Source organism: Streptomyces piniterrae, from assembly GCF_005048155.1.
Classification (GTDB): Bacteria; Actinomycetota; Actinomycetes; order Streptomycetales; family Streptomycetaceae; genus Streptomyces; species Streptomyces piniterrae.
Genome location: NZ_SUMB01000002.1, coordinates 409,719 through 436,261, shown reverse-complemented (window position 1 = coordinate 436,261; position 26,543 = coordinate 409,719). Strand labels below are relative to the sequence as shown.

General features: G+C 68.6%; 21 protein-coding genes. 6 read left to right on the top strand and 15 right to left on the bottom strand.

The genetic code is table 11. The annotated features are described in order from the left end of the window. Positions 1-21: 21 nt before the first annotated feature. The 6 genes from FCH28_RS06225 to FCH28_RS06200 all read right to left on the bottom strand — a co-directional run bounded on the left by FCH28_RS06225 (position 22) and on the right by FCH28_RS06200 (position 9,215). On the bottom strand, positions 22-1,305 hold the full coding sequence (locus tag FCH28_RS06225; protein ID WP_136738681.1) for a benzoate/H(+) symporter BenE family transporter: 1,284 nt from the start codon (positions 1,303-1,305) through the stop codon (positions 22-24). Continuing rightward, positions 1,302-2,504, bottom strand: coding sequence for a trans-sulfuration enzyme family protein (locus FCH28_RS06220; protein WP_136738680.1), 1,203 nt, complete (start codon positions 2,502-2,504; stop codon positions 1,302-1,304). Before FCH28_RS06220 ends, FCH28_RS06225 begins: the two co-directional genes overlap by 4 nt. Continuing rightward, the gene (locus tag FCH28_RS06215; protein ID WP_136738679.1) at positions 2,501-4,396 is read right to left on the bottom strand and encodes an FAD/NAD(P)-binding protein; all 1,896 of its coding nucleotides are present in this window, start codon (positions 4,394-4,396) and stop codon (positions 2,501-2,503) included. Before FCH28_RS06215 ends, FCH28_RS06220 begins: the two co-directional genes overlap by 4 nt. Next, positions 4,390-5,391 (bottom strand): 2,3-diaminopropionate biosynthesis protein SbnB, encoded by a 1,002-nt coding sequence (sbnB, locus tag FCH28_RS06210; RefSeq protein ID WP_136739137.1) that lies wholly within the window; start codon positions 5,389-5,391, stop codon positions 4,390-4,392. Before sbnB ends, FCH28_RS06215 begins: the two co-directional genes overlap by 7 nt. Before the next feature lie 16 nt (positions 5,392-5,407). Continuing rightward, positions 5,408-6,364, bottom strand: a complete 957-nt coding sequence (gene sbnA, locus FCH28_RS06205) for a 2,3-diaminopropionate biosynthesis protein SbnA (protein ID WP_136738678.1) — start codon at positions 6,362-6,364, stop codon at positions 5,408-5,410. A 349-nt stretch (positions 6,365-6,713) separates the two neighbouring features. Beyond that, complete coding sequence (locus FCH28_RS06200) at positions 6,714-9,215, bottom strand: SpoIIE family protein phosphatase (RefSeq protein ID WP_136738677.1); 2,502 nt, start codon at positions 9,213-9,215, stop codon at positions 6,714-6,716. Positions 9,216-9,384: 169 nt separating this feature from the next. On the opposite strand from FCH28_RS06200, the gene FCH28_RS06195 reads away from it, so the two are divergent. Together FCH28_RS06195 and FCH28_RS06190 are read left to right on the top strand one after the other, a co-directional pair. Further along, positions 9,385-10,128 carry a maleylpyruvate isomerase family mycothiol-dependent enzyme gene (locus tag FCH28_RS06195; RefSeq protein WP_246102449.1) on the top strand — a complete coding sequence of 248 codons (744 nt, stop codon included), beginning with the start codon at positions 9,385-9,387 and terminating at the stop codon, positions 10,126-10,128. Between the two features lie 144 nt (positions 10,129-10,272). Next, entirely contained in the window at positions 10,273-10,917 is a 645-nt protein-coding gene (locus FCH28_RS06190; RefSeq protein WP_136738676.1) for a LysE family translocator, read from the top strand. Between the two features lie 40 nt (positions 10,918-10,957). Here the strand turns inward: FCH28_RS06190 and amaB are convergent, their stop codons facing one another. From amaB to FCH28_RS06175, 3 genes are read right to left on the bottom strand one after another with little or no spacing between them, the layout of a single operon-like run. Beyond that, the gene (gene amaB / locus FCH28_RS06185) at positions 10,958-12,490 is read right to left on the bottom strand and encodes an L-piperidine-6-carboxylate dehydrogenase (protein ID WP_136738675.1); all 1,533 of its coding nucleotides are present in this window, start codon (positions 12,488-12,490) and stop codon (positions 10,958-10,960) included. Positions 12,491-12,549: 59 nt separating this feature from the next. Beyond that, entirely contained in the window at positions 12,550-13,953 is a 1,404-nt protein-coding gene (gene hglS, locus FCH28_RS06180; RefSeq protein WP_136738674.1) for a 2-oxoadipate dioxygenase/decarboxylase, read from the bottom strand. A gap of 28 nt (positions 13,954-13,981) precedes the next feature. After that, a complete protein-coding gene (locus tag FCH28_RS06175; RefSeq protein WP_281289681.1) occupies positions 13,982-15,166 on the bottom strand; it encodes an NAD(P)/FAD-dependent oxidoreductase in 1,185 nt (394 codons plus the stop codon). Positions 15,167-15,304: 138 nt separating this feature from the next. Between FCH28_RS06175 and FCH28_RS06170 the strand changes: the two genes are divergently transcribed. Next, positions 15,305-16,219: a LysR family transcriptional regulator gene (locus tag FCH28_RS06170; RefSeq protein WP_136738672.1), complete on the top strand. Its 915-nt coding sequence runs from the start codon at positions 15,305-15,307 to the stop codon at positions 16,217-16,219. A 308-nt stretch (positions 16,220-16,527) separates the two neighbouring features. Here FCH28_RS06170 and FCH28_RS37935 read toward each other — a convergent pair whose 3' ends face one another. Beyond that, complete coding sequence (locus FCH28_RS37935) at positions 16,528-16,689, bottom strand: hypothetical protein (protein WP_169314062.1); 162 nt, start codon at positions 16,687-16,689, stop codon at positions 16,528-16,530. 778 nt (positions 16,690-17,467) lie between these two features. On the opposite strand from FCH28_RS37935, the gene FCH28_RS06165 reads away from it, so the two are divergent. Further along, positions 17,468-18,568: a terpene synthase family protein gene (locus FCH28_RS06165; RefSeq protein WP_136738671.1), complete on the top strand. Its 1,101-nt coding sequence runs from the start codon at positions 17,468-17,470 to the stop codon at positions 18,566-18,568. Next, on the top strand, positions 18,565-20,034 hold the full coding sequence (locus tag FCH28_RS06160; protein ID WP_136738670.1) for a prenyltransferase/squalene oxidase repeat-containing protein: 1,470 nt from the start codon (positions 18,565-18,567) through the stop codon (positions 20,032-20,034). The genes FCH28_RS06165 and FCH28_RS06160 overlap by 4 nt, the downstream gene beginning before the upstream one ends. A 604-nt stretch (positions 20,035-20,638) precedes the next feature. Here FCH28_RS06160 and FCH28_RS06150 read toward each other — a convergent pair. From FCH28_RS06150 to FCH28_RS06130, 5 genes are read right to left on the bottom strand one after another with little or no spacing between them, the layout of a single operon-like run. Further along, positions 20,639-22,114 (bottom strand): cytochrome P450, encoded by a 1,476-nt coding sequence (locus FCH28_RS06150; RefSeq protein WP_136738669.1) that lies wholly within the window; start codon positions 22,112-22,114, stop codon positions 20,639-20,641. Next, a complete protein-coding gene (locus tag FCH28_RS06145; RefSeq protein ID WP_136738668.1) occupies positions 22,111-22,734 on the bottom strand; it encodes a GTP-binding protein in 624 nt (207 codons plus the stop codon). The genes FCH28_RS06150 and FCH28_RS06145 overlap by 4 nt, the downstream gene beginning before the upstream one ends. Continuing rightward, entirely contained in the window at positions 22,715-23,086 is a 372-nt protein-coding gene (locus FCH28_RS06140; RefSeq protein ID WP_136738667.1) for a DUF742 domain-containing protein, read from the bottom strand. The genes FCH28_RS06145 and FCH28_RS06140 overlap by 20 nt, the downstream gene beginning before the upstream one ends. Continuing rightward, positions 23,083-23,469, bottom strand: coding sequence for a roadblock/LC7 domain-containing protein (locus tag FCH28_RS06135; RefSeq protein ID WP_136739135.1), 387 nt, complete (start codon positions 23,467-23,469; stop codon positions 23,083-23,085). The genes FCH28_RS06140 and FCH28_RS06135 overlap by 4 nt, the downstream gene beginning before the upstream one ends. Before the next feature lie 50 nt (positions 23,470-23,519). Continuing rightward, positions 23,520-25,019: a sensor histidine kinase gene (locus FCH28_RS06130; protein ID WP_425471886.1), complete on the bottom strand. Its 1,500-nt coding sequence runs from the start codon at positions 25,017-25,019 to the stop codon at positions 23,520-23,522. 799 nt (positions 25,020-25,818) lie between these two features. Here FCH28_RS06130 and FCH28_RS06125 point away from each other — a divergent pair. Next, complete coding sequence (locus FCH28_RS06125) at positions 25,819-26,439, top strand: hypothetical protein (protein ID WP_136738665.1); 621 nt, start codon at positions 25,819-25,821, stop codon at positions 26,437-26,439. Positions 26,440-26,543 lie beyond the last annotated feature (104 nt).

The following is a 26,543-nucleotide window of genomic DNA, read 5'->3' as shown; positions in this document are numbered from 1 at the left end:
GCGGCCGTTTTCCCGAGGGGGTCAGCTGTCGGCGGATCGAGCGCTGCGCCAACGGGTCAGTACGAGATGGGCCACGACACCGAACACCAGCCCCCAGAAGGCCGATCCGATGCCGAAGAGGGTGACTCCCGAGGCGGTGGCCAGGAAGGTGATCAGGGCCGCCTCCCGGTCCTTCTCCTCCTTGACCGCTCCGCTCAGGCCGCCGGCCAGCGCCCCGAACAGGGCGACGCCGGCGATGGCGGCGACCAGTTCCTTCGGCAGGCCCGCGAAGAAGACCACGAGGGTGGTGCCGAAGGCCCCGATCAGGAGGTAGAACGCTCCGCAGGCGATACCGGCGACATAGCGCCGCTTGGGATCGCGGTGGGATTCCGGGCCGGTGCAGATCGCCGCCGTGATGGCCGCGAGGTTGATGGCGTGCGAGCCGAAGGGGGCGAGCGCGGTGGAGACCAGGCCGGTCGAGCCGATCAGCAGCCGGTCCTTGGGCTGGTAGCCGGAAGCGGTGAGGACGGCCATACCGGGGGCGTTCTGCGAGGCCAGCGTCGCCAGGATCATCGGCACCGCGATGCCGATGAGCGAGGCGACGGAGAACTCGGGTGTGGTGAGCACCGGGCGGGCCAGCTCGATGCTGTCCAGGTGGATGTCCAGGCGCGAGGTGGCGGCGGCCGCCGCCACGCCCGCGGCGAGCGCGATCAGCACCGCGTACCGGGGCAGCCACCGCTTGCCGAGCAGATAGGCGAGGAGCACGGCGCCGGCGATCCACGGTGCGGTCTTCAGCGAGGCGAAGACGCCGGTGCCGAAGGAGAAGAGGATGCCCGCGAGCATCGCGGACACCACCGCCGTGGGCACCTGCCGCATCAGCCACCCGAACACCCCGGTCAGCCCGACCAGGGTGATCACCACGCCGGTGACGATGAACGCGCCGATGGCCTCCGCGTACGAGTAGGCCCCCAGGCTGGTGACCAGCAGGGCGGCGCCCGGCGTCGACCAGGCGGTGATGACCGGCATCTTCGTCCGCAGACTGAGTCCGATGCAGGTCAGGCCGCTGCCTATCGAGATGGCCCAGACCCAGGAGCCGGTCTGTGCCTTGTCGAGGTGCCCGGCCGCGGCGGCGGCGAGCACGATGACCAGCGGTCCGGAGTACGAGACCACGACGGCCACGAACCCGGCGAGGACCGCCGACAGCGACATGTCACGCAACAGCCCCGGGCGATGGGGCGGTTCACCCGCCGTCGCCGGAGCGACGGCGGGTTCGTCGAGGGTGCTGCTCTCGACGGTGGTACTGGTGTTACTGCTCTCAGAGCTCAAAGTACGTCCTTCGCGGCGCGTTCCAGTGCCTGCTCCAGATCGGCCACGAGGTCGGCCGGGTCCTCGAGACCGATGGACAGCCGGAGCATGTCCTTGGGTGAAGTGCTGTCCGGTCCTTCAAATGTGTAGCGGTGTTCGATCAGGCTTTCCACACCGCCCAAGGATGTGGCACGGATGAACAGTTCGCAGTGTTCCGCCGCGCGCAGGGAACGTTTCCAGTCACCGGCGACGTGCAGCGAGAGCATTCCGCTGTAGCCGCCGGTCATCTGCTGGGAGGCGACCTTGTGCCCCGGGTCGCTCGGCAGGCCGGGGTAGGCCACCCGGCTGACCAGCGGGTGCTCGGAGAAGTGCTCGGCCAGCGACATGGCGGTGGCCGATATCTGCCGCATCCGCGGGTAGAGCGTGCGTATCCCGCGCAGCAGCAGATACGCCTCCCAGGGGCCGAGGATCGGACCGGTGAGGCGGCGGTGCAGGCGCAGCCGCTCCCAGAGGGCCTGGCGCTCCTCGGTGAGGTCGGGCGCGGCGACGAGGAGGCCCGCCACCACGTCGTTGTGGCCGTTGAGGTACTTCGTCCCCGAGTGCATGATCAGGTCGGCGCCGAGCTCGAACGGCCGGGTGTGCACCGGGGTGGGGACGGTGTTGTCCACGCCGAAGAGAGCGCCGGCCCGGTGCGCGATGTCGGCACAGGCCGCCAGGTCGGTCACCAGCCAGGTGGGGTTCGCCGGGGACTCCGCCCACAGCAGGGCGGTCGGCGCGGCGTTCACCGCCTCGGTGACCGCGTCCAGGTCGTCCATGGGGACGCGGACGACTTCCAGTCCGCGCTGCGGGCCGAATTCGAGCAGCCACTTGGTGAGCCCGAAGTACATGGTCTGCGGCACCACCACCCGGACCCCGGCGGGCAGAACCTGGAAGACGGCGGTGGCGGCGGCCATGCCGGAGGCGAAGACCAGCGCGTCGGAGCCGCCCTCCAGCCCGGCCACCACGCCCTCGACCTGCTCGTAGCCCGGGGTGCCCTGGTCGCGCAGATAGGCGAGGCCGGCCGGGGTGCGGTACTGGTCGTCGCGGGCGAAGGTGGCGCCCATGCTCACCGGCGGGGGTACCGCTCCGGTCGTCGGGCAGCGCCAGCCGTCGCCCTGCGCGGCTCGGGTCTCGGCGCGGTACTCGCGGGTCCAGGGCGTGTAGGTCTCGCGGTTGCTCATGATGTCCTCACGGAAAGGGGCAGTGCGGTACGGAGGGCGAGTTCGGCGTCCTTCAGCGCGCGGGAAGGCGCGCCGGGCGACGGAACGTAGTGGTTGTAGTAGCTGGATCCTTCGGTGTGCGGACCGAGGAAGAACAGCGTGCGGCGTATTTCCCCGGCGGGCCCGATGCCCTGTCCCTCGCGGGTGACATGGAGTCCCGGGATCCGGCTGCCGCGGGCGGCCAGGGTGGCCACACGGCCCGCCGTGACGAGGCGGCCGAGCAGCGAGCCGGGGAGCTGGTCCGGGCTCGGTTCGGCGACGTGTGCGCGCACGACGTGCGCCACCTCGATGCTCTCGGGCCTGGCCAGGCAGGTGGACTCCAGTCGCCAGGGGCCGTCTCCGGCCGGGGCGATGACCTTGGGCCGGGGGCCGGGGCCGAGCCGGAGCACTCCGGCGTCCAGCAGCGACAGCAGCTCGGCGGAACGGTCCAGCTGCGGGCCGATCACCAGACGGTTGACCGTGGAGGTGAACTCCCCGAAGAAGTACTCCAGGGAGGTGTCGTCGACACCTGGTGAGTCGATGACGGCCCGGAGGGCGTCGCGGTGGTCGCGCAGCACCTCCAGGGCTTCCTTGACCGGGCTGACGCCCAGCCCCTCGCGGGCCTCCGCCAGGTCCTCGGCGACCTGGGCGGTGAACCAGCCGGTGTACTCGCCCAGGTCGGCCCACTGACGGTCGGTCAGCTCGTCGACCAGCACCCCGTGCAGCGGGTAGGGCCCGAACTCGGTGCGGACGGTGGCCAGCGCTCCGTCCACGCCCGACTCGGCCACCCGGCGCGCGAATTCCGCGCCCGCCTTTTCGGCGTCGCCGGTCGTGCGGGCCATGACGGCCCGGTAGTAGGCCAGTTCCATCTCCGCCTCGACCAACGGCAGGACGTCGTCGGTGAAGTGGAGCAGTCCGCTGTCGCGGTTCCCGCGCAGCTCCCGGAGCCGGTCCGGCGTCAGTGCGAGGGGGGCGAAGCGGGTCCGGCCCGGGTTGAGGTGCGGGCGGCTGCGCGAGGGTATGCCGGACCGGTTGGCCAGGACGATCCGCGGCTCTCGGCCGCTGGGTACGTAGCGCAGCCGGCCGTCGTCCGCCGGCTCGTGCCGGCCGCCGCGCCCCAGGGTCAGGCTGGCGATCACGTCCATGGCGGTCAGTCCCATGCCCAGGACCGCGACCTCGTCGCCGGGGGCGATGCCTTCGAGGGCGGCGGGCAGCGGGTAGGGACGGGTGATCAGCCGTGGCTCGTCGGCCGGTTCGGCCGGCAGGTGGAGCGAGTGGTGTCCGACGGTCACGAACACCGCGTCGGCCTCCAGGCGGGTGCCGTCGTCGAGGACGACGGTCTCCCCGCCGTCAGGTCCCGGCTGGATGTCGGTGGCCGTCGCGGTGTGCCGGATGAGGGCGAAGCCAGGCGGCGCTGCGGCGACGATGCGTTCGGCGGCCCAGGTCAGGTATTCGCTGAGCAGCCTCCGAGGCAGGAAGTCGTTCGGCCGGATCTCCCGTCCGTCCCCCGCACGCACGGTGTATCCGTCGGCCCCCACGCGCAGCTGCCGCTCGCGACACCACTCGTACAGCGAGGGGCCGCCCACCCCGGTGGGGCCGTCCACCATCGCGTCGTCCGCGAAGGCGGTGACCTGCGCGCACACCGTGTTCAGCAGGAGGTGGTCGGGCTGGTCCTGGCGGTGGAATCCGGGGCCGAGGGGCTGCGGGTCCACGAGGAGGACGGTGACCGGGAAGGGCTTCGCCAGGCAGTGGCCGACGAGCCGCTCCACGATGCCCAGCCCTCGTGAACCGGCTCCCACGATGGCGATGGTGGGGTGCCGCTCGGTGTTCCGCGGGGCGGCTTCGGTGGTCGCGTCTTGCGTTGTGGTTACCATCGCCGGGTCTCCCCGAAGAAGTTGGGGACCGCGATGGCCGAGCCGGCGGCACGGGCCTGCTCCAGGACGTAGGCGCCGACGGCCAGATCGAGGACGCCGAGGCCGAACGGCGAGAAGATCACCGGGCGGCCCTCGGTCGGGGTCACCTCGCCGTTGAGGACTCCGGCGAGCGTGCCGGTCACGAAGTCCCGTGAGCCGGTGAGCTGTTCGGCCAGGTGGGGCGAGGTGTTGGCCTTCAGGCAGTGGTCGACGTCGTCGAGGATGTTGTCCGCCGCCAGCACGACCTCGGGTGCGAGGTCCCGCAGCGAGATGTTCAGCACGAGCTGGCCCGGCTTGAACGGCGTGGTGACGTACGGTTCGAGCGCGGTGGTGGCGAAGACGACGGTCTCGGCCTCCAGCGCGGCGCCGAGGTCGGCGGTGAACGAGGCGGGGCGCTGCTGGGTGCCGCGCAGATGCTCGACGAGGGCCTGGCCGGACTCCTCGTGGAGGTCGTGCACGAGATAGGCGTCCGGGGCACAGCCGGCGGCGTGGAGGTAGTCGCAGATGTTGCGGGCGATGACGCCGCCGCCGATGACCGCGATGCGGGTGCCCTCGAAGCCGCCGGGGCGCAGCGTGGTCGCGGCGACGGCGGCGGACGCGGCCGTGCGCGCGGCGCTGATGTTGGCGGCTTCCAGGCAGGCCACCGGGTAGCCGGTCTCGTAGTCGTTGAGGATGAGCACGGCCGAGGCGCGGGGCTTTCCGGCCTTGGTGTTCTGCGGGAAGCTGGCGATCCACTTGATGCCCGCGAGCTGGACGTCGGCGCCGAGGTAGGCGGGCAGCGCGATGATCCGGGAGTCGGGCTTTTCGGGGAAGCGGAGGAAGTAGCTGTCGGGGTTGACGCTTTCTCCGGCCTCATGGCTGCGATAGGCCTGGCTCACGATGCCGAGGACCTCGGCACGCTTGTCGCTGAGCACCTCGCGTACGGTTTCGCCCGCGACCACATCGAAGTCGAACATGTTCATACACCTCTCCTCAGGCGCCGGCCTGAGAAATTTCAGATATTTCTTGGTAAGTGAGCTCGGGCCATCGGTCGGCGACCCATGAATCGTTGTAGATCGTCTCCAGATAGCGCTCCCCCAGGTCCGGCGAGATCGCCACCACAACGCTGCCCTCGGGGATTTCCTTGGCCTTTTCCTGGACCGCGGAAAGAACCGTCCCACTGGATCCGCCGAGCAGCAGCCCGCGTTCTTCCGCGAGCATTCTGCACATCTCCACGGCGGCCGCCTCGGAAATCATGACGACCTCGTCGATCTTCCCCTCGTCGAGGATTTCCGGACGTCTGCTGGTACCGAGCCCGGGAATGTGGCGCCGGGCCGGCGGACCGCCGAAGGACACCGATCCGACCGAATCGACGGCGATGATCCGGGTGGCCGGACTGTGCTGCCGGAAGAACTCCGCGCAGCCCATCAGGGTGCCGGTGGTGCCGGCCCCGATGAAGGCGTAGTCGACGTGGCCGAGCTCGTCGAAGATGGCCCGTCCCGTGCGGTCGCGGTGTGCCTGCGGGCCGGCCGGGTTCGCGTACTGGTTCAGCCAGTACGTGTTCGGCTCGCGTGCCACGCGGTCACGGATGTAGTTGATGCGGGACTGCAGGTAGCCGCCGTTGCCGTCGCGTACGTCGATCACCACCACCTCGGCGCCGAGCGCCTCCATCAGGCGCATCGACTGGGCGTTGGCATTGGGATCCGTCACGCAGGTCAGGCGGTAACCCTTTGCGGCGCAGACCATGGCCAGCGCCACACCGAGGTTTCCCGACGTCGATTCGATGAGCCGGGTGCGCGGGAATTCGCGACCCGATTCCTCTGCCTGGGCCACCAGGGCGACTGCGGTCTTGAGCTTCACCGAGCCGGCCGGATTGAGGCCCTCGAGTTTAAGGAAGACTGAGCTTCCAGGTACTAGGTGATCGGCCCGGATGAACACGTCATCCAGCACCAGATCATAAACTTCCTCTGCTATCACTGGAATCCAACGCTGTGTGTGGATGGGCATGCGGATGCGCGGCGCACGCCGAAATGCGTGAGCCCATGGGCGTGATTACTGCGCTTGGTCGAACGCAGGCATGCAGAAGAGATGGTGATCCCCCCGTTCACCGCCTAGGTGTCCCCCGACCGCGGCTACTGCAGGATCACACGAGTACACACGATTCGTCCAGAAAATTTTTTTGAGCCCACTTCGTTCCGAATTGAACATTCCGAGTGGAGTTCTGCATTCCGTCTCCGACGGAAAGTGGAATGGCGCCTCTCTTTTTATCGAGGGCGTTATGGCGAAGCGATGCGCTGGTTTACGCGGAGCCGACCCCCGCCCCCGTTCCCAGCGCCTGCTCGGCCCAGATCGTCTTTCCGGTGCCGGTGTAGCGGGTGCCCCAGCGCTGGGTCAGCTGGGCGACGAGGAGCAGACCGCGGCCGCCCTCGTCGAAGACCCGGGCCCGGCGCATGTGGGGTGCGGTGCTGCTGGCGTCGGAGACCTCGCAGATCAGGCCGGTGTCGTGGATCAGACGCAGCTGGAGCGGCGGACGGCCGTAGCGGATGGCGTTGGTGACCAGTTCGCTGACGACCAGTTCACTGACGAACGCCGTCTCGTCCAGTCCCCAGTCGGAAAGTTGACGGGTGGTCAGTTCACGTGCGTGCGCCACCAGGGCCGGGTCGGGGTCCAGGTCCCAGGTCGCGACCTGAGAGGCGTCGAGGGAGTGGGTGCGGGCGACGAGGAGGGCGACGTCGTCCGTGGGGCTCTCGGGGAGCAGCGTCCGGAGCAGGTCGTCGCAGGTCTGCTCCAGGGACGAGGTGGTGGCGCCGGCCAGGCTGTGGCGCAGCTGCTGGAGTCCGAGTTCGATGTCGCGGCCTGCGGATCGGACCAGGCCGTCGGTGAACAGGGCGATCAGGCTGCCTTCGGGCAGGCGGAGTTCCGCGGACTCGAAGGGCAGGCCGCCGAGGCCCAGCGGCGGTCCCGGCGGCAGTTCGGGCAGGTCGACCATGCCGTCCGGGTAGACGATCGCGGGTGCGAGGTGTCCGGCGCGGGCCAACGTGCAGATACGGGAGACCGGGTCGTAGACGGCGTAGAGACAGGTGGCGCCCGCGACCTCGGCCTCCGGCACGGTGGTCCGGGCCCCTTGCGGCGCCTCTTCGCGGTCCAGGCGCAGTACGACGTCGTCGAGGTGGGTGAGCAGTTCGTCGGGCGGCATGTCGATGTCGGCGAGGGTCAGTGCCGCCGTGCGCAGTCGCCCCATGGTCGCCGAGGCCTGGATGCCCTGGCCGACGACGTCGCCGACCATCAGGGCGACCCGCGCGCCGGAGAGCGGGATGACGTCGAACCAGTCGCCGCCCACGCCGGCGGTGGAGCCGGCCGGCAGGTAGCGCGAGGCGACGTCCACCGCGGCCTGCCGGGGTGCGTGCCGGGGCAGCAGGCTGCGCTGAAGCGTCAGCGAGGTGTCCCGCTCACGGGCGTAGCGGCGGGCGTTGTCGATGGCCAGGGCGGCCCGTGCGGTGATCTCCTCGGCGAGGCGGAGGTCGTCCGCGTCGAAGGCGTCGGGGGCGCGGTGCCGCAGGTACTGGGCGATGCCCAGCAGGGTCCCGCGGGCCAGGAGCGGCGCCATGATGAGCGAATGGGTGCCGTGCCGGCCGATGCTGCGGGCGTGCGAGGGGTCCTCGGCCAGCCATCGCTGGATGTCCTGGTCGTCGACCCAGTGCCGCGAGGGCCTCCTGGTGGTCAGGACGTGGGCCATGGGCGAGTCGGGCGGGTAGCGGATCGTCTGGCCCGGGGCGATGACGGACTCCGGGCAGCCGTCGAGGACGGACCCTTGCGCGGCACGGCACAGGACGGGCTCGCTGGCCGGTTCCGGTGGCAGCGGAGTGCCGCGGAAGACGTCCTCGATCAGGTCGACGGCGACGAAGTCGGCGAAGTGCTCGGTGGCGACATCCGCCAGCTCCTGGGCCGTTTGCGTGATGTCGAGGGCGGAGCCGATGCGTACGCTGGCCGCGTTCACGATGGCCAGGCGCTGCCGGGTCCGGTACTGCCCGGTGATGTCGAGCGCCGCGGTGGACACGCCCCGTACCCGCGGTGCCGCCGGCGGGGCCCGGTTCTCCAGCCGGGCCAGTGCCAGCGGCAGTCCGGTCAGTGAGGTGATCACCCCGTCGGCCTGGGCCAGCTGATCGAGGACGGGGGCCGGCGGGGCCTCGCCGCGCAGCAGCCATACGGTGCGCATCCCGGCGCGGGCGGCGCCCCGGACGTCGGCGTCGAGGCGGTTGCCCACGTAGACGGCGTGCTCGGGCGGGACGTCCATCCTCTCCAGCACATCGCGGAAGGCACGGAGAGCGGGCTTTTCGGCGGTGTCGATGCCGCCCAGCAGGATCGCCTTGAACAGGACGTCCAGGCCGTCCCGGCGCAGCGCGTCCCGGACCTGCGGCGGCGAGTTGGAGAGGATGCCGAGCCGGTACTGCCGCGCCAGTACCGCGAACACCGGTTGCACGTCGGGGTAGAGCGCCTCGACGGGGTACTCCCAGTGCTTCACGATCTGTTTGTGCAGCAGGGTGACATCGCCGCCGGGTACGAACCGGTCGGCGAACGCGGGACGGAGCGGGGTTCCTCCGGCGCGGACGGAGTCGTAGAAATCCCAGAATTCGGTCTCGTCGATGTCGCCCGCCAGGTCGCAGGTCGCCCGGTACAGCGCCTGGACGAAACGCTCGTCGTCGTAGACGGTTCCGCCGATGTCGAACATCACCGCGTCGATGCGTTCGACCGGTGCCCGGCTGTGCTCCGCGGAGCGGTCGGCGTCCGTCGCGTCGTGCACCTCCGCCTCCTTGGCCGGGGAAGGACCGCACTCCCCTCATCGTGGCAGAAACCGCCGAGACGGCATCTGCGGACGGGCTGGAAGTGGCACGTCCCCGACCTTCCGTTGACGTCTGTCGGCACGCCACTTAGGGTCACATTCCTACCGCCATGTGGATTTCATATCCCGCATGGCGGACAGAGGTGAAGAGCTGCGGGGGGGAGTCATGCAGGTCACCGAGGCCCTGGGCCCGATAGCCGAAGCCACGGACCGTTTCGTCGCCACCGTCAGGGCCCTCACCGACGAGCAGATCGGTGCGGCGACACTGGTACCACCGTGGACCCGAGGCCATGTGATCACCCATGTGGCGCGTGCCGGCGACAGCCTCTGCCGGCTGCTCACCTGGGCCCGCACGGGAGTCGAGACGCCGCAGTACCCGAGCATGGCGGCACGTGCCGCGGAGATCGAGGCGGGCGCCGCGCGACCGGTCGCGGAGCTCGTCGACGATGTCACCGCCGGCGCCGCGCGCTTCGAGGAGGCCGTACGCGCCCTGCCCGCGGAGGCCTGGCGGGCCGAAGTGCGGATGCGCACCGGTGAACTGCGCACGCCCGCGACCCTGGTGCCCACGCGGCTGCGGGAACTGGAAGTGCATCACGCCGATCTGGCCGCCGGTTACACCTTCGCCGATGTCCCACCGTCCGCCGCCCGCTGGATCATCGACGACCTCATCGCGGCCCAGCGCCGCCGCGACGGCATCGCGCCCCTGCGGATCGAGGCGACCGACACCGGCCTCGCCCATGAACTCGGCACCGGCGGCCCGGTCGTCACCGGCACCCAGGCCGCTCTCCTCGCCTGGCTCACCGGCCGCTCGCCCGGCGCCGAACTCACCGCTTCGGGGGCCGATACGCTCCCGGCCGCGCCGTACTGGATCTGACCGCGCCACGACGAGCCCCCGCCAAGCGACGGGCGCCACCGCCATGTCGGCGCCCGGCGATATCGGCAGGTGGACGAGCCTAGAGCGGACAGCCCGCCATCTGTTTGTATGACCACTGGAAGTAATCCAGGAGGTGTCGGACAGATGGTGTCCGTGGAGAGCATTCTCGCGTTCGCGGCGATGTCGCTGCTGGTGATCGTGGTTCCGGGGCCGAGCGTGCTGTTCGTGATCGGCCGGGCCCTCGCGCACGGCCGCCGCACAGCGCTCGCAACGGTCCTCGGCAACCTGGTCGGTTCGTACCTCCTGGTGATCGCTGTGGCGTGGGGCCTCGGCGCGCTGGTGGAGAGTTCGGCGGCGGTTTTCATGGGCGTCAAGCTGGCCGGCGCGGCGTATCTCGTCTACCTCGGCGTGCAGGCTTTCCGGCACCGCAAGAAGATGCGCGCGGCGGACCTGGAGGCCCCGGTCGCCGAGCGGCGCGGTGATCTGCGCACGATCCTGGACGGCATTTTCGTGGGCGTCACCAACCCGAAGGGCGTCGTCTTCTTCGCGGCGGTCCTGCCCCAGTTCGTGAACCACTCGGCGGGCCATGTCCCCGGCCAGATGATGGTGTTGGGGCTGGTCCCGGTCGCCATCGGCATGATCTCGGACACCCTGTGGGGCCTGGGTGCCGCGGCGGCCCGTTCCTGGTTCGCCCGCTCGGACCGCCGCCTGTCGATGGTCGGCGGGGCGGGCGGCTTCGCGATGATCGGCCTGGGCGTGACCGTGGCAGCGACCGGCCGCGCCGACTAGCCCCCCGCACCGCCGCCCGGCCCCGGCTCCGGCTCCGGCCCTAGAGGAAGCTCACGTTCTGGGCGAGCGCGAGCCGGCCGGAGTAGTTGATGGTGTTGGTGGCCGGGCGCATATAGGCACGCCACGCGTCGGAGCCGGATTCGCGGCCCCCGCCGGTCTCCTTCTCACCGCCGAACGCACCGCCGATCTCCGCCCCGGACGTGCCGATGTTGACGTTGGCGATGCCGCAGTCGGAGCCCTCGGCGGAGAGGAAGAGCTCGGCTTCCTGCTGGTCGCGGGTGAAGATGCTGGACGACAGGCCCTGCGGAACGTCGTTGTGCAGCGCGATGGCCTCCGCGAGGGAGTCGTACGTCAGCACGTAGAGGACCGGGGCGAAGGTCTCCTCCCGGACGACCTCCGTCTGTTCGTCGACGCGGACGATGACCGGCTCGACGTACGCGGCCCGGGGCGCGGCGTCGGCGAGGCGCCGGCCGCCGCCCGCGAGGATCTTGCCGCCCTGCGCCTGTGCGCGGGTGAGGGCGTCCTGCATGCCGTCCAGCGCCTTGGTGGTGATCAGCGGTCCGACCAGGGTGCTTTCGTCGAAGGGGTCGCCGATGGGGAGCTTGGCGTACGCGGCGGTCAGCCGGGCGATGAGGGTGTCGGCGATGTCGCGGTGGACGATCAGGCGCCGCAGGGTCGTACAGCGCTGTCCCGCCGTCCCGGCCGCGGCGAAGACGATGCCCTGTACGGCGAGGTCGAGGTCGGCGGAGGGCGCGACGACGGCCGCGTTGTTGCCACCGAGTTCGAGGAGGCTGCGCCCGAAGCGGGCCGCGACACGCGGGCCGACCTCGCGCCCCATACGGGTGGAGCCGGTGGCGCTCACGAGGGCGATGCGCGCATCGTCCACGAGTTGCTCGCCGATGGCACGGTCGCCGAGCAGCAGACGGTGCACATCGCGGGGCACGCCGACGTCTTCGGCCGCCTGGTCCAGCAGCCGGTCGCAGGCCAGCGAGATGAGCGGGGTGAGCTCGGACGGCTTCCAGATCACGGTGTCGCCGCAGGCCAGGGCCACGGCGGTGTTCCACGACCACACGGCGGCGGGGAAGTTGAACGCGGAGATGACACCGACGACACCGAGCGGGTGCCAGGTCTCGGCGAGACGGTGGCCCGGACGCTCGGAGGCGATGGTGCGGCCGTAGAGCTGACGGGACAGGCCCACCGCGAAGTCACAGATGTCGATCATCTCCTGGACCTCGCCGAGCGCCTCCGAACGGATCTTGCCCGCTTCGATGGTGATGAGGTCGGCCAGGTCGCTCTTGTGATCACGCAGCAACTCGCCAAGCCGGCGGACGAGTTCACCGCGCCGGGGCGCCGGTGTGGTGCGCCAGGTGAGGAAGGCCTCGCGGGTGGCGGCGATGGCCGCCTCGGTGTCTGCCGGGCCGGCGGCCGCGAGGCCGAAGAGTTCGTCGCCGGTGATGGGTGTGCGGGCGGCGAAGTCGGTGCCTTCCGGAACGCTGACTCCGATCCGCTTCAGGGCGGCTCGGGCACGGGCGCGCAGGTCGTCGGTGGTGGGGAGAGTGCGGGTGGTGGTCACAGCGCTCCTTGTCGGATGAGAGGTCAGGTGAGAGGTCAGGTGACACGTCGGATGACAGGTCAGGTGACAGGTCGGACGAGCGGGGTGTCGGTGCCGAGCTGCCGGGCGACCGCGGCGAGGGACTCGTTCCGCTGCTGCTCGTAGAGGTCGAAGGGGTCCAGGACTTCGCGGCCCATGGCGCCGGAGAGCCACTCGGTGTCGTAGGCGGCGCCTTCCCGCTCGTTGTCCCTGGAGCCTTCGCCGCTGAGGTTGGACTGGAAGATGCCGGCCGCGGAGCGAGGCAGAAAGTCCTCGTAGACGAGGGGTTCGGCGCGTACCCAGCCCTGTTCCACGAGTTCGCCGACACTGCCCGGCGGACGGCTTCCGTCCCGCGCCCGACCGGGCACCACGTGGTACGTGAAGTAGCCCAGCCCCCGTGCGGCGAGTTCCCGTTCGGTGCCGGGCAGGTTCTCCTCCCACACGGCACGGGCGAGTTCGCCACGGTCAGCGTCCGGCTGGCGGGAAGCCCGGCGGTCGACCAGGCCGAGCAGCCGGTCGTAGAGCGCCCGGCCCTCACGGGTCAGGGCGATACCGCGGGCCTCGACCTCGCCGAACCGCACCCGCAGGGCGCCGCGGGTCACGCTGCCGTCCGCGAGGCGCAGCGACCGGGGCTCGGCGAGCGCCCGGAAGGACGTCTGACGCAGCAGGACGTCCGGCCCCTTCCAGGCCGGCGGCCCCTGAATGGTGTCGATCATCTCGATGCCGCGCTCGGTCATCCGCCGGTAGAGCTCGTCGATGTCCAGGACGCGCGGGGTGAGGTGGTTGATGTGGGTGCTGCGTACGCCGCCGATGTCCGCGGCGACGGCGGAGACCCTCTCCAGGGTCTCGTACCAGGCCTTGTCGATCGGCTCGGTGGACAACTCAAAGGCCCCGACGGCGAGTTGGAGAAACCGCTCGGCCTCGGCGTCCGGCAGCTCCCGCTCCGCTTCCGCCCGGTCGGCCAGTGCGAGCAGCTCCGGCGGGAACAGCTCTCGGCCGGCGAGGAACGTCTCCAGGCGGGAGCGCAGACCGGCGTCGAAGAACCGGGGGTCGGCGGGGGTGAGCAGGGAGGTGAAGACGCGGAACGGGTTGCGGGCCAGTTCCTCTCCGTCGACGGGGCGGAACGCGGTCGACACGACGGGCACCGCGCTGGCGGCGGCTTCCCGCAGGTCGTAGAACCCGACCGGGCGCATCCCCAACGCACCGAAGATACGGGCGACTTGGCGCAGTTCACCGGGGGTGCCGACCCGGATGGCGCCATGCCGTTCCGAGGTCACCCGGCCGATGGAACCGAGGCGTTCGGCGTCCGCGCCCCGTGCGCGCAGGACGCCCTCGTTGACCTCGCGCGAGACGTCCACGAGCGTGGTGTACGCGGGGACCTCACGCCCGTACATCTCCGAGAGCCGCGCGGCGAAGGCGGCGCGCAGCTGCCACTGGCTGATCATGGAAGGTTCTGCCTTTCGCACGAGAGGGTCACACCACATGGGCTTCTGGGCGGGTCCCGTCCCCGGTCCGGAAGCGGTCGGCGCTCAGCGGCGAGATGTCGACGCACGGTGCGCGGTCCAGGTACAGGTCACGCACGATCTCCCCGACCGCGGGCGCCTGCAGGAAGCCATGACCGGAAAACCCGGTGGCGTAAAGCAAGTTGACGAGTTCACCGGACCGACCTATCAACGCGTTGTGGTCGGGCGTGACCTCGTACAGCCCGGCCCAGCCGCTCGCCGTCCCCATGTCGGCCAGGGCGGGGGCCCGGCGCCGTACGACGTCCCGGAAGAGTCCGAGCCACTCCGGGGTCCAGGTGGTGTCGAACCCGTCCGGCTCGTCCGGGTCGGCCAGGCCGAACAGCAGCCCGTCGTCACTGTTGTGGAAGTAGGCCGACGAGGTGAAGTCGATCGTGAACGGGATGCGCGGCACCGGGCGCGTGAGCGGCTCGGTGAACGCGAGTTGGCGCCGTACCGGCCGTACCGGCAGGTCGATCCCCGCCATTTCGCCGATCTGCCCGGACCAGGCACCCGCCGCACAGATGACGGTGGCGCAGGAGATCACGCCCCGGTCCGTGTGCACGGCCGTGACACGGTCGCCGGCCGTGTCGATACCGGTCACTCCGGTATGCGTCACGAAGGTGACCCCGGCACGGGCCGCCGCTGCGGCATATCCCCGCACCACCAGGCCCGGCCGGGCGTGTCCGTCGGCGGGTGAGAAGACCCCGGCCACCAGACCTTCGCTGCCGACATAGGGACACAGCCGGCGGGCCTCCTCGGGTGTGACCATGCGACTGGGCACGTCCAGACCGTTCTGGATCCTGACGCTGTTCTCGAATTCGGCGGCCTGCTCGTCGGTGGTGAGCAGAAAGAGGTAGCCGACGTTGTCGAGCCGGATATCCGCGCCGGGGCGCTGCGGGAAGTCCTGAAAGGCCCGCAGGCTCCGGCTGCCGAGTTCGATGTTGAGAGGGTCGGAGAACTGGGCCCGTACGCCGCCGATCGGCTTCCCCGAGCTGCCACTGCCCAGCTCGCCCCGCTCGACCACGACAATGTCGTGCACCCCGGCCTCGGCCAGATGGAACGCGATGCCGGCACCCATCACCCCGCCACCGATGATCACCACATCGGCGGCCGACGGAACGGCACGAAAGGCGGACGCGGTAGGTGAGCTGGACAAAACGCCGATCCCTTCCACAAGGCAACCCCAAACGCCGACAAGCCACTGCCCACTCCCCGCTGCCTGCCCGCCATCGTGGCGCACCCAACCATTGACGTCCATGAATAATTAATGCGACTGATCTATTAGGGTCTCTATATGGACTGGACGAGTTCCCAGCTGCGCTCCCTCGTCGAGCTGACCAGGCGCGGAACCATCACCGCGGTGGCCCACGCCCTGGGATACACCCCCGGAGCGGTCTCCCAGCAGATCGCCGCGCTGGAGAAGACCACCGGCATGGAGCTGTTGCAGCGGGTGGGACGGAGGGTGGAACTCACCGACGCCGGGAGGACGCTGGCCTCGCACGCCGAGCGCATCCTGGCCACGGAGGCCGAAGCGGTCGAGGCCCTGGAGCGCACCCGCAACGAGATCTCCGGGGTACTGCTCGTCGGCCTGTTCGCCACCGCCGCCGCCGAGATTCTGCCGCTGGCCCTGCAACGGGCGCGCGAGACCCATCCGGGGCTGGCCGTGCACAGCCGCGATATGGACGTCGACGAGGTGTACGACGCGGTCGCCTCCGGGGCCGTCGACCTGGCCCTCGGCCTGGACTACCCGGATGTGCCCATCCCCCGCGATCCGGCCCTTCGGGTGAGACGGCTCTACCGGGAACGTTTCTCACTCGCGGTACCGGCTGGGTCGATGGACCGCCGCAAGGACATCTCGTTGGCCGACACCCAACACCTGGGCTGGATCCTCCCGTCGGCCGACAGCTACTACGGCCGCGCCGTGCGCACCGCCTGCCGACGAGCCGGCATCGAACCCGACGTGCGCCACGAGGTGACGGACACCGCGGCCACCCTGGCACTGGTCGAGGCGGGCATCGGCGTGAGCACGGTGACAGACCTCATGCTCCGACTGCGCGCCTCCCGCTTCGACGTGGTGAAGCTGCGCGAGAAGATCGAGCGGCACATCGTCGTGGTGTTCCGCTCCTCGACCGAACGCCGACCGACGGTTGCGGCGTTGGTCGACGTCCTGCGGGCGGTGGCCGAAACCCGGCGCGGCAGCCCGACTTAGCGGGCACGCTCTGACGCAGGCGCAGGCGCAGGCGCAGGCCCGGACACAGACGCATCCGCATCGCAGCGCATCCACAGCCTCATCAGCTGTGCTCGCGCTGGGATCTCTTTGCGGGCAATGAACCTGGGCGATGGTTTCAGGCCTGTAGTGACCACGCCACGACGGTGGCCCGTCGTCGTGCCGCCGTTGCCTGACAGGCAGCGAGCGATGTCCCCCAACCACACCCCGAAATTGCACCTTCCCCCATTGCTGGGAAGAGGACCGCAGGGAGTCTTCAGACGAACGCTGCCCCACGAGCAGCCAGCCAGTCAGCACACGGCCTCACCCAGCTGACGATGATCGGCATCGGGGTCGGCATCTTCAGCCTGGCCGCCACCGTCGGGATCCCGGTAGTTCTCGCGGAAGAGACAACGCTGAGCCATGCGGCAGCCGTTGATCTGGGCGATCTCGGGGAACGGCGTGGTGCCCATGGGCGGGTCGGTAGCGTCGCGGCCATGCTGAGTGCCGACGAGCCACCATTGAACGACCTGAACGACGAGCAGACAAGGGGCTGCTGATGTCCGTACTCACGGTCGGCCGGCAGACTATGGTCGAGCCCGAGGAATGGCCGGACGAACGGCCGACCGCGGGTGCTCGGCGCGGTGCGCAGCTCGAAGCGGATCAAGGCCGACCCGACCGTGGCGAGCCTCCGGGATTAAGGGGACGGCCCACGTCGCGGATGCCGTAGGCTGACGCAACCCCCGTACTGCTGAGGCCACTTTGGGGGTTCTCTTCTGTCCGCACCAGCTGGCCGGGTACCGGTGGTGCCCGTCTGTGTTGATCGAGTGGGGTGGGAGGGGCCGATGGCAACGCGGGTGTTCTCGGATGAGGAACTGGAGGGCTTACGGTCCTTCCCAACGATCGGCAAGGACGAGCTGATCCGCTACTTCGCCCTCACCGTTCCTGCGAAAGTTCCGCGCGAACTCGCCCAGCTCGTCGATGGACACCGCCCCTGTGGACCGTGTCCATCGACGAGCCCGGAGTCGGACTGTAGCGGGCGGCCCCGGCGGCACCCCAGGGGAGGGACGGCGCCGGGGCCGGTGCCCCCTGTGACACTCGGGGGGGCGCGTAAGTACTCGTGATGTGCGCCGACCTGTGCTACTTCTGCTTCGTTTGGTGACGTTTCTGCTTCGTTTGGTGACGATCAGACTCTTGGCTAAGGCTGATCACGCCAGAATCCTGATGACACGGTCAGTGAGGGGAGGCGGCATGGCGGATGCGGCGTACACGATTCCGCCACTGTGGTGTCCAATCGAGCCCGCGATCAACCCGGCCTGGCGCGCGGCCGACCGCGGGACCGCGGAGTTCGCCCGCAGGTTCGGACTTCCTCGCGATCCGCAACTCGTCAAAGTTAAGCCGGAGAAGCTCCGGATTGGCGAACTGGCGGGACGCTTCGCGCCCGCGGCGGATCTGAAGGGTCTGCAACTGCTCTCGGACGTCGCCTACTGGACCTTCATCATCGACGACGACACAGATCCCAGCCCCCAATCCAACGACGCCCAGCCCAAGGCGCCGGATCTGGCCGACCTGTGCGGGTTCCTCTCCCGGATCCAGCGCGCCTTCGACACTCCCGCCGCAATGCCCTTGCCGGACGGCCCAGAATCGGGGTCTGGCCATCTGGCGGCTGCCCGGGACCTGCGCAGACGCATGGAGGAACGCACCTCCGATCAGCAGGTCGGCCGGTGGGCCGCCTCCGTGCGAATCACCTTCTTCGTCTGCCTCCACGAAGCCGCTTACCAGAAGCGCGGCCGCTTCCCCTCGCTCGACGAATACTTCGTCCGCGGCATCGGCTCCAGCCTGCTGCAGATCTTCACCAACGTCATGGCCGTCATCGACGGACCGACGGTGGCGCCGGACGACCTGGAACGGCCGGAGGTGCGGGCCCTGACTGAGCTCACCTGCCTGATCGCCAGGATCGACAACGATCTGTACAGCTACGGCAGGGATCTGGACGGCGACATCGAGAGCTCTCTGGTCGCGACCCTTGCACGCGAGGTGGGCTCGTTCGACGCTGGGCTAGCCCAGACTGTCGGAACGCACGATCTCCTAGTGGGCCGTTTTCTGAAGCTCAGGGACCGGGTGCTGACCACGGCGCGACCCGAACTGCGGGCCTATCTGCTCAATCTGACCGCCCTGATCCGGGGCCATCTGGACTGGGCGTCAGACCTGATGCGGAATCGGAGCGATTTCTCCTACTTCCAGCGCAAGACCCGCGTGAGGTGGCCTGTCGTCTTCGCCGACGCTCCCAGCGGCCACCCCCATCCGCCGTTGACCGCCCTCCCGTCGGTCGCTTGGTGGTGGGAGGTGTGAACCGTCTCATCGACCGGATCGTCAGCCAGATCGCGGCTGACGGCGCCGTCCGCACCCCGTGCGAAAGCCGCATTCTGGAATCAGCCCTGCTGTATGCGCTCCTCGACAAGACAGATCTGCGCAACGAGAAGCTCGGCGCCTTCCTCGACTCGGCGCGTCCGTCCGGATTCCTCGACGAACGCCTCGCACACGCCACGCTGCACGGCCCCGGCGACCCCGGGCCGGTCCTCACCTATCTGCAGAGCTACCAGCACGTCACGGGGCCTCGAAAGCGCGTCCTGATCGAAGCGGTGCTCGGGATCGTAGGCGAGCTTCCCTTCACCAGTCGCCCCGAGCCGCCCCACTACGGCCCGCAGGCCAGCTGGACCGAACTCACCCTGTGCGCAATCGGCCTCCTCCACGGTCACGCGCGTGGCCTGCCGCCGGACCCGCGTGACCTGGCCCAACTCATCAGCCGACTCGAAGGGTTCGGAGCAGAGAGCGTGTGGGAGGGCAACGTCCTCGCCCATCTGATCGCGCTGCACGCCCTGCACAACTGCCGACCGGACAGCCCGCTCCTCTCCAAGGGAATCGACGCCATCACCCGCACCGCCAACCCCGACGGCGGAATCCCCTTCATCGAAGGCCAGACGGTCTGGGTCACCGCTCTGGCAGGCACCGCGCTGACCCTCGCCGGCGCTCCCGAGCCGATCACGCTCCGCATGGCCGACTACCTTGCGGACCTGCAGATCGACGGCGCCTGGGGCTACACCGAAACCACCACTCAGACAGACGTCGACGACACCACCAGATGCATGCACTTCCTCCGCACACTCGCCCCGCAGCGCTACGCCGAAGCGCTCCGCAAAGCGGAGAAGTACCTCGTCGCCATGGCCGACTCCAGCGGCGGCTACTCCACCTACCTCTCCGGACACGCCGCGGAGACCGACCTCACCGCCGGGGCCGTCATCGCCCTTGCTCCGTCCTGGCCCCGCCACGCCCCGCTCCTCAACGCCTCCCTCGCCTTCCTCCTCGACGCCCAGCGCGAAGACGGCTCCTTCGCCCCGAGCTGGACCGCAAGCGCGTCGAGTGTCCTGGCGCACGTGCTGCAGGCCCTCACTCAGGCCCCACCCGGCGACCCCCGCATTCCTCAGGCCATCGCCACCGCGACCCGGTACCTGGCCCGGACCCAGAACCCCGACGGCGGCTGGGGTCACCAACCGGGCGCACCCTCCGACGCCATCTCCACAGCCCATGCGCTCCCCGTCGCGGCCAGCCATGGATCCGAAGTCTCCCGGGCGCGGGCCGCCGCCTACCTGCTGAGCCACCGCCGCCCGGACGGCGGCTTCACCGCGCCACCCGACCAGGTGGGCCCGCGCCCCATCCCCTTCGACTATCCCGTCCTCGCCGACATCCACGTCCTCACTGCCCTGGCCGAGCAAGCCAGGGAGAACCGTTCAGTAGGCGGGTCCATGTCACTGCGGTGAGACCAAGGCAAATACTCAGACACATATTCACCCCCGCCGCTGTCGATCTTGTTCATGTATCGGTCGATACCTGGGCAAGGTTAAAAATCGGCCCGAATGATCGCCGATCCGCATGGATCATGCTTATAAAGCGGTGTCAGAAAGTCGCGGCGCTCAACAACTTAACCACCCCGATTTCTGTACCTTCCGGGGTGCCGCAGCCTCTCGATGACGACACAGATCCTCTCGCGCCGGCCCCCTCCGTTCCCAGTGGTAAGTCGATCAGATGTGCGAGGATAACGGACAAGGGTCAACTCCTCGACCGCCAGATCCTCGCCCTCGAAGCCGCCGGCTGCGTACGCATCTACGCCGACAAGAAGTCCGGTAGGAACGCGGAGCGCGAAGAGCTCTGGAACGCCCTGACCGCCCTCGGGACACGCGGAGGGCATCTTGCGGAAGCCGCTGTTAGCTGCCGAAGGAAACATGGGGAGATCTTTAACGCACAGTAGTCACGTCCGGCGTTTGACTGAGGCGCCAAGACACACACGCCGAGGCACTGTTGCTATGCATCAGTGCCTCGACGTGCTGACCTTATGTTACGAGAGAGCCACAACGTGCGTCTTCGCTAACGAGGTTGGGTTCCTCGCAGCCATCCCTTCAACGAGCCCCACCAAGACGAACGCCTCCCCGGCGACACGGCCGCCGAGGCTGGCTCAGAAGTCTCATCTGTTCCGTCCGTACTGCGAGCAGTGGAGCCCGGGAAGGGTCGCTTGCTCTGTCCATCGCCCGTTGCGCTGGAAGATACAGGAAGAACCCCAGGGCAACTCTGAGCAAACTTCACGGGAAGTGCCGTCAGATGACGGTGGATCCACGTGGACACCCACTTCAGCTCGCTCTCGGGGACCGCAAGGTCGATGTCGGGCAAACGCATTAGCAGAACGTCGATTCCCGTGTCAGCGATGGCTCGACTGATGTCCTGGCCGGGGCACTCGTGCGGGCCGCCGCTGAAGGCCAGGTGCGAGCGGTTACCGTGCATGGGCACTGAGAGGTCAGGACGGATAGCAGGATCACTGTTTCCAGCGCTTAGACCAAGCAGAAGCATGTCCCCGGCCTTGATGGACTGGCCGGCCAGTTCCGTGTCGCCGGTGGCCCACCTGGCGGGTACCACTGCGGTCGGCGGCTCATCCCACAGCATTTGCTCCAGCGCGTCAGGCAATGTCATACGTCCCCCCGTCAGCGACGCGCGAAAGCGGGGGTCGGTGAGCACCATACGCATGGTACTCACCATTAGATTAATGGTATTTACGTTGGCAGCGAGGAGGACGATCCGTACATGCTGTAGAACCTCCTCATCAGTGAGCTCTGCAGGGTGGCTGAATAGCCATGATGTGAAGTCGTTCGCAGGAGTTGCTCGTTTGCGTTGCACGAGATCATGCAGAGCCTCAACGACGTATTCATTGCTCTTGAAGGCCGTCTCCGTGCCCTTAAGTAGGTCATTGATGGCCTCGACCAACTGCGGACTGCTCTCGTCGGACATTCCAACGAGCTGTGTGATTACTCGCAGGGGCAGTTGCTCCCCGAACTGGCTGACGAGATCGGCCACCCCGTCACCGGCGAATTCGTCAATCAACTGGTTAGCGAAGTGGGTGACGGAGCGGCGCATCCCGCGACGGTCGAATCGAGCGATGCTGTCCGTGAGCGCAGCGCGAAGCCGCTCGTGCTCCTCACCGTCGAGGAAGAGGCATACGGGCTGCCAGGCAATGGCTGGCCGTAGTGGTGAGTCCGCCGCAACCTTGTTTTCCTGGAAGCAGTGCCAGAGACGGGGGTCGCGTGAGAAGCGGGAGGGTGTGCGTGCCACTTCGAGGTTCTCTCGATAGCCGAGGACCAGCCAAGCGGGCAGGTCACCGTCCACCAGGACAGGCGCCACGGGGCCGTGCTCGGCCCGCAGTCGTTCATAAAAGCCCGGCGCATCGTGAACTGCCTCGGGCCCGAAGAGTCGTGCTACTCCATCACCGTTCACGGCACGGGCATGCGCCGGACACTCCGGAGGCGGCACAGATGCAGACTCGGTGCGGGCCTGGTCGTGGGAAGAGGCGGTCACTGGGGCTCCGTGGTTGTGGTGTTGAGGGAGTACAGGTAACGCATGAGTGTGAGCAGGGCATCGCGGCTGGATGCACGGTCGCGGGCATCGCAGTCGATGATGCGTACGGATTCCGGGAGGTCCATGGCCTTTCGGAGTTCAGGCACCGCGTAGTGGGGGGCGTCCGGGAAGGCGTTGATGGCGACGATGAAGGGCACACCGCGTTCCTCGAGGCGGCCCATCACGTCGAAGCTGTCTTCCAGGCGGCGGGTGTCGATCAGGACCACCGCCCCCAGCGCGCCTTCGAAGAGGCCGTTCCACAGGAACCAGAAGCGTTGCTGGCCCGGAGTTCCGAAGAGATACAGCACCAGTTCTTCGCTGAGACTGATCCGGCCGAAGTCCATGGCCACGGTGGTCTCGGTCTTGCGCTCGACTCCGGCGGTGTCGTCCACCCCGACGCCGGCCTGCGTCATGGTCTCCTCGGTGGTCAACGGACGGATCTCGCTGACCGATCCGACCAGGGTGGTTTTCCCCACCCCGAAGCCGCCGACGATCACTACCTTCACCGCGGTGGAGACCGAGGCCGGCAGGATGTCCTCGCTCCGCGGACCGACGATGGGCTCAGAGATTTTGCAGTCCATGCATCACCGCCTCCAAAAGTTCGACATCGGGCAACGACGTGGCCGGGATCGGTGCCCGGGCTTCGACATGGCCGCTTCCCAGCAGATCCGCGAGCAGTACCGTGACCACGCTGACCGGCAGGTGGAGGTATGCCGAGATCTCGGCGACCGACAGCGGGTAGTCGCATATCCGGAGGATGCCGGCCTGTTCGGGCTGCATGCTCGAACCGGGGCCGTTCCGGGTCACGATCAGCGTGACCATGTCCAGGGGGGCTGGATCGGAGGGAGTGCTCCGGCCGGACGTAAGGACGTAAAGGCGCTCGGGACCGCCTTCTTCCCAGCTCTGGCGCTTTTCCGGTTTCGGGTCGCTCATGGGACCTGCCGGTCGGCCCGCGGCGGGCTGGTGAGGTGCTGTCCGATACGGGCGACCAGGTCCCGCATTCCCTGGCCCATGAGCCCGGCGTCCACGTCGTCATCGGCCAGCACTGCCAGATACGCTCCGGCGCCGGCCGCCATCAGATAGAAGAAGCCGCCGTTGACCTCGATGACGACGAGCTTCATTCGCCCGTCGCCGTGCGGGAATTCCGTGGCGATGGCCGCCGACAGGCTCTGCAGTCCGGCGCAGGCGGCGGCGAGGCGATCCGCGGTGTCCTCGTCCGTACCGTACTGAGCCATGCACAGGCCGTCCGAGGAAAGCACCACGACGTCACGGGTGTGCGGAACGCTGGACGCCAGCCCCTCGAGCATCCAGTTCATATTGAGCCGCTGCTGTGTCACCACTTACTTACTCATCCTTACCTAATGACTCAGTTACGCTCGGACTCTTTGTCGCTCAGGCCGTCGGAACGAAGGTCTGGGGACTCAGCTCGGGACTCGCCGGAGATGCCCTCTTGGAAGGCGGCCAGCCACATCCCGGCCTGTGGGGGTGGAGCGGCTGACACAGAGGTTTTGGATTCAGTGGTGGTGGCGGCCTCAGGCTTCTGTCGCATGGGCGGAATCACGGCGCGTGTACGGCGCCTGCGCTGAGGGAGCCCGTTCGCGGTGCGTGACGAGGCGACGGGCGCCGGCTCCTCGGTGGTGACTTCCGAGCGGCGCAACGGACCGCCGCGGCGCCTGGGGGGCGGAAGGGTGGCGGCCTTGGCCATCGCTCCACCGGGAACCGGAGTCGCGGTGATCAGTTCCTGCGGGACCATCAGGACGACGCGTACACCGCCGTACGCGGAGGCCCGGAAGGAGACCTTGAAGTCGTTCGTGCGGGCCAGCCGGCCGACCACGGCCAGGCCGAGTCGTGGTGACTCGCCCAGGTCGTCGAGGTCGATGCCGGTGGGGGAACTCTGCGCCAGGGCCCGTTCGGCACGGGTGCGGGCTTCATCGGTCAGACCGATGCCGGCGTCCTCCATCTCGATGGCCACACCGGTCTGGATCTCGGTCGCGGTCAGATGGACCCGTGTCTGGGGCGGTGAATAGCGAGTGGCGTTGTCCAGCAGCTCGGCCAGGGCGTGGATCAGCGGCTCGACGCCGCGTCCGAGAATGCCGACCTCGGCCACGGAGTGCAGATCGACGCGCTGGTAGTCCGTGATCCGGGACATGGCGCCACGGAGCACATTGAACAGCGGGATGGTCTGCTGCCACTGACGGCCCGGTCGGGCCCCGCCGAGTACGGCGATGCTGTCCGCGAGCCGGCCGACCAGCGCGGTGCGGTGGTCGACGCGCAGCAAGTCGCCGAAGACTTCCGGGTCCTGACCGTGCTTGTCCTCCAGCTCCCTTAGTTCCTGGGCCTGTTGGTGGACGATGGCCTGAACGCGCCGAGCGATGTTGACGAAGGCGCGCTGGGCGGAGTCACGGAGGTCTTCCTCGGCCTCGACGGCTTCCAGCACATAACGCAGCACTGCCTTGTGCGCGGCTTCGAACTCGGGGCTGACGCGGGACACATGGACGACGTTGTGCAGTACTTCCTCGGTTGTACTGCCTTTCTGCAGCTGGGCCATGGCCGCGGGCAGCGTCTCTTTGGCCATCCGCACCGTTTCGGCTTCCTGCTCGGACAGGTGCCGGTGCAGGATCGCCTCTCTGCCGGCGTACTGACGGCGCAGTTCGTCGAGCGTGCGTGCCCGGCAGGCTGCCTGCCAGGCCGCGACGGCCACAGCGGCCGTCGCCAAGACGCCGATCCAGACGACCTGGGCGCGGGCGGTCGAGGGCGTCAACGACACGGCCACAGCCGTGCACACGGCCAGGAGTACGGGTGGCAACAGCCATATTGGGGTGGAGGCAGACTCCGGCCCTCCGGGTGACGAACCAGCACGAACCATCGGCATCCTCAAAGCACTAATGGAATGGATAGGGCGACATACATGGCGTATATGGGCACCAGGGGAAGGCCGCCTGAACGAGATCGACGACCGTGGGGGCACGCTCACCAATTGCTTGGCCTCAGTGCATTCCAAGGCGGCGTTCCGCACGCATGAGGCCGGGTCCCAGGACTCCCGAGCCCTTGTGCGATTAGCGGCACACGACAGCCAGCGGCGACGTGCGGTAATCGCCGCAACTCGCTGCGCGACAGCGAGCATAGCGGGGACGAGGGGGCTTCCGTGGCCTGAGTGCGTATAACACATAAATGCACTCATGTGCGAAATGCAGAAGAATCGTTTAGCCCCAGGGATTCAACCTAGTGGGGAATTGCGTGATCGGCTGCCGCGTTGGCGGACGAGGCCGTTGACCTGCAAAGAGGCGAGGATCGAGCGACGAGGACGGTATCGGCCGGCGAAACCAGGGCGCCTCGGGTGGTGGTGCTGACGTGGCGTGTGGGACGTGGGGGTGGTGGGTCCCTGCAGCGGGAGGGGTGGCCGGGCCGCGCGGTGCGGGGGGGGACGGGTCCGCCTGATGGCCGACTGATTACCTGGGGTGCCTCTTCGTCTTCATCAACGACGCTGGCTTCGCAGGGGCGAGCAAACGCATTGCCCCGGGCGTGACTTGGCTGTTCGCGAGACCCATAGAGTGTGCCCCGAAAGGCGTGCCACTTATTGCAGGGGGATCAGCATGGGAACGTCCGGAATATCCGGGACCACGGAGGAAAAGGCAGAGGAAGAAGGCGTTTCCACGCACCGGCGTGTGCTGAACACTCTGTTGTGGACCGTGCTGATTCCCGTGGTGGCCACTGGAGCCGGATTTCTCGCGCAGTACCCCTACGGACTGATATGGGTCGGGGTCATCATCACGCTCGGCACGGCGGCAGCCGCGGCGATTGTGGCGGGCGGTATCTGGAACCGTTCGGGTGCCGCGACCATAGCGGCCTTCGCCGCTATGGCCCTCTCGCTCTTCGCCGGGTCCAACCTTTATGAGACGTACGTGAAGCAGGTCGGCGAGCGGGTCGATGCTCTGGTGGCCGACACCGGGAAGCGTGTGAACCTCAAGGGGTCCGAGCTGGCCGTGTGCCGTGTGGTCGACACTTCAGGCGAGGTCCAGGACCTTTCCGAACAGCAGAACTGCCACGGCCAATTCACGCCGAGGCAGCATGTCATTCTGTTCAAGGACCCGCTCGGCGCCCTCGATCCCTGGGTGGAGGCCACGGATGACCGCACTCTTGATGGCCTGGGGCTGGGAATCACCGGCGGGCTGTTCGCGGTGACCGGTGCGGCGATGTTCTACGCCGGCCAGCGGCGGCGCTCGGACTGGGACGTCGCAGCGAAGAAGCGCCGCAAGTACGGCTCACCGCAAGTGTCGCGGGAGTGAGGTACGGGCGGCCGACACGACGATGCCGCGGGCCGAACCCGTCTTGGTTCGGCTCGCGGCATCGTCGTGTCGGCCGGGCGAGCGCCTCGGGCGTACGCGTACGG

Coding starts and splice junctions, on each gene's coding strand:
- FCH28_RS37935 (WP_169314062.1), bottom strand. CDS start 16,689: ATGGGCACCACGCCGTTCCCCGAGATCGCCCAGATCAACGGCTGCCGC.
- FCH28_RS06215 (WP_136738679.1), bottom strand. CDS start 4,396: ATGGTAACCACAACGCAAGACGCGACCACCGAAGCCGCCCCGCGGAAC.
- FCH28_RS06140 (WP_136738667.1), bottom strand. CDS start 23,086: ATGAGCGACCCGAAACCGGAAAAGCGCCAGAGCTGGGAAGAAGGCGGT.
- sbnB (WP_136739137.1), bottom strand. CDS start 5,391: ATGTTCGACTTCGATGTGGTCGCGGGCGAAACCGTACGCGAGGTGCTC.
- FCH28_RS06190 (WP_136738676.1), top strand. CDS start 10,273: ATGGTGTCCGTGGAGAGCATTCTCGCGTTCGCGGCGATGTCGCTGCTG.
- FCH28_RS06130 (WP_425471886.1), bottom strand. CDS start 25,019: ATGGTTCGTGCTGGTTCGTCACCCGGAGGGCCGGAGTCTGCCTCCACC.
- FCH28_RS06170 (WP_136738672.1), top strand. CDS start 15,305: ATGGACTGGACGAGTTCCCAGCTGCGCTCCCTCGTCGAGCTGACCAGG.
- FCH28_RS06135 (WP_136739135.1), bottom strand. CDS start 23,469: ATGAACTGGATGCTCGAGGGGCTGGCGTCCAGCGTTCCGCACACCCGT.
- FCH28_RS06220 (WP_136738680.1), bottom strand. CDS start 2,504: ATGAGCAACCGCGAGACCTACACGCCCTGGACCCGCGAGTACCGCGCC.
- FCH28_RS06195 (WP_246102449.1), top strand. CDS start 9,385: ATGGCGGACAGAGGTGAAGAGCTGCGGGGGGGAGTCATGCAGGTCACC.
- hglS (WP_136738674.1), bottom strand. CDS start 13,953: ATGATCAGCCAGTGGCAGCTGCGCGCCGCCTTCGCCGCGCGGCTCTCG.
- FCH28_RS06145 (WP_136738668.1), bottom strand. CDS start 22,734: ATGGACTGCAAAATCTCTGAGCCCATCGTCGGTCCGCGGAGCGAGGAC.
- FCH28_RS06165 (WP_136738671.1), top strand. CDS start 17,468: ATGGCGGATGCGGCGTACACGATTCCGCCACTGTGGTGTCCAATCGAG.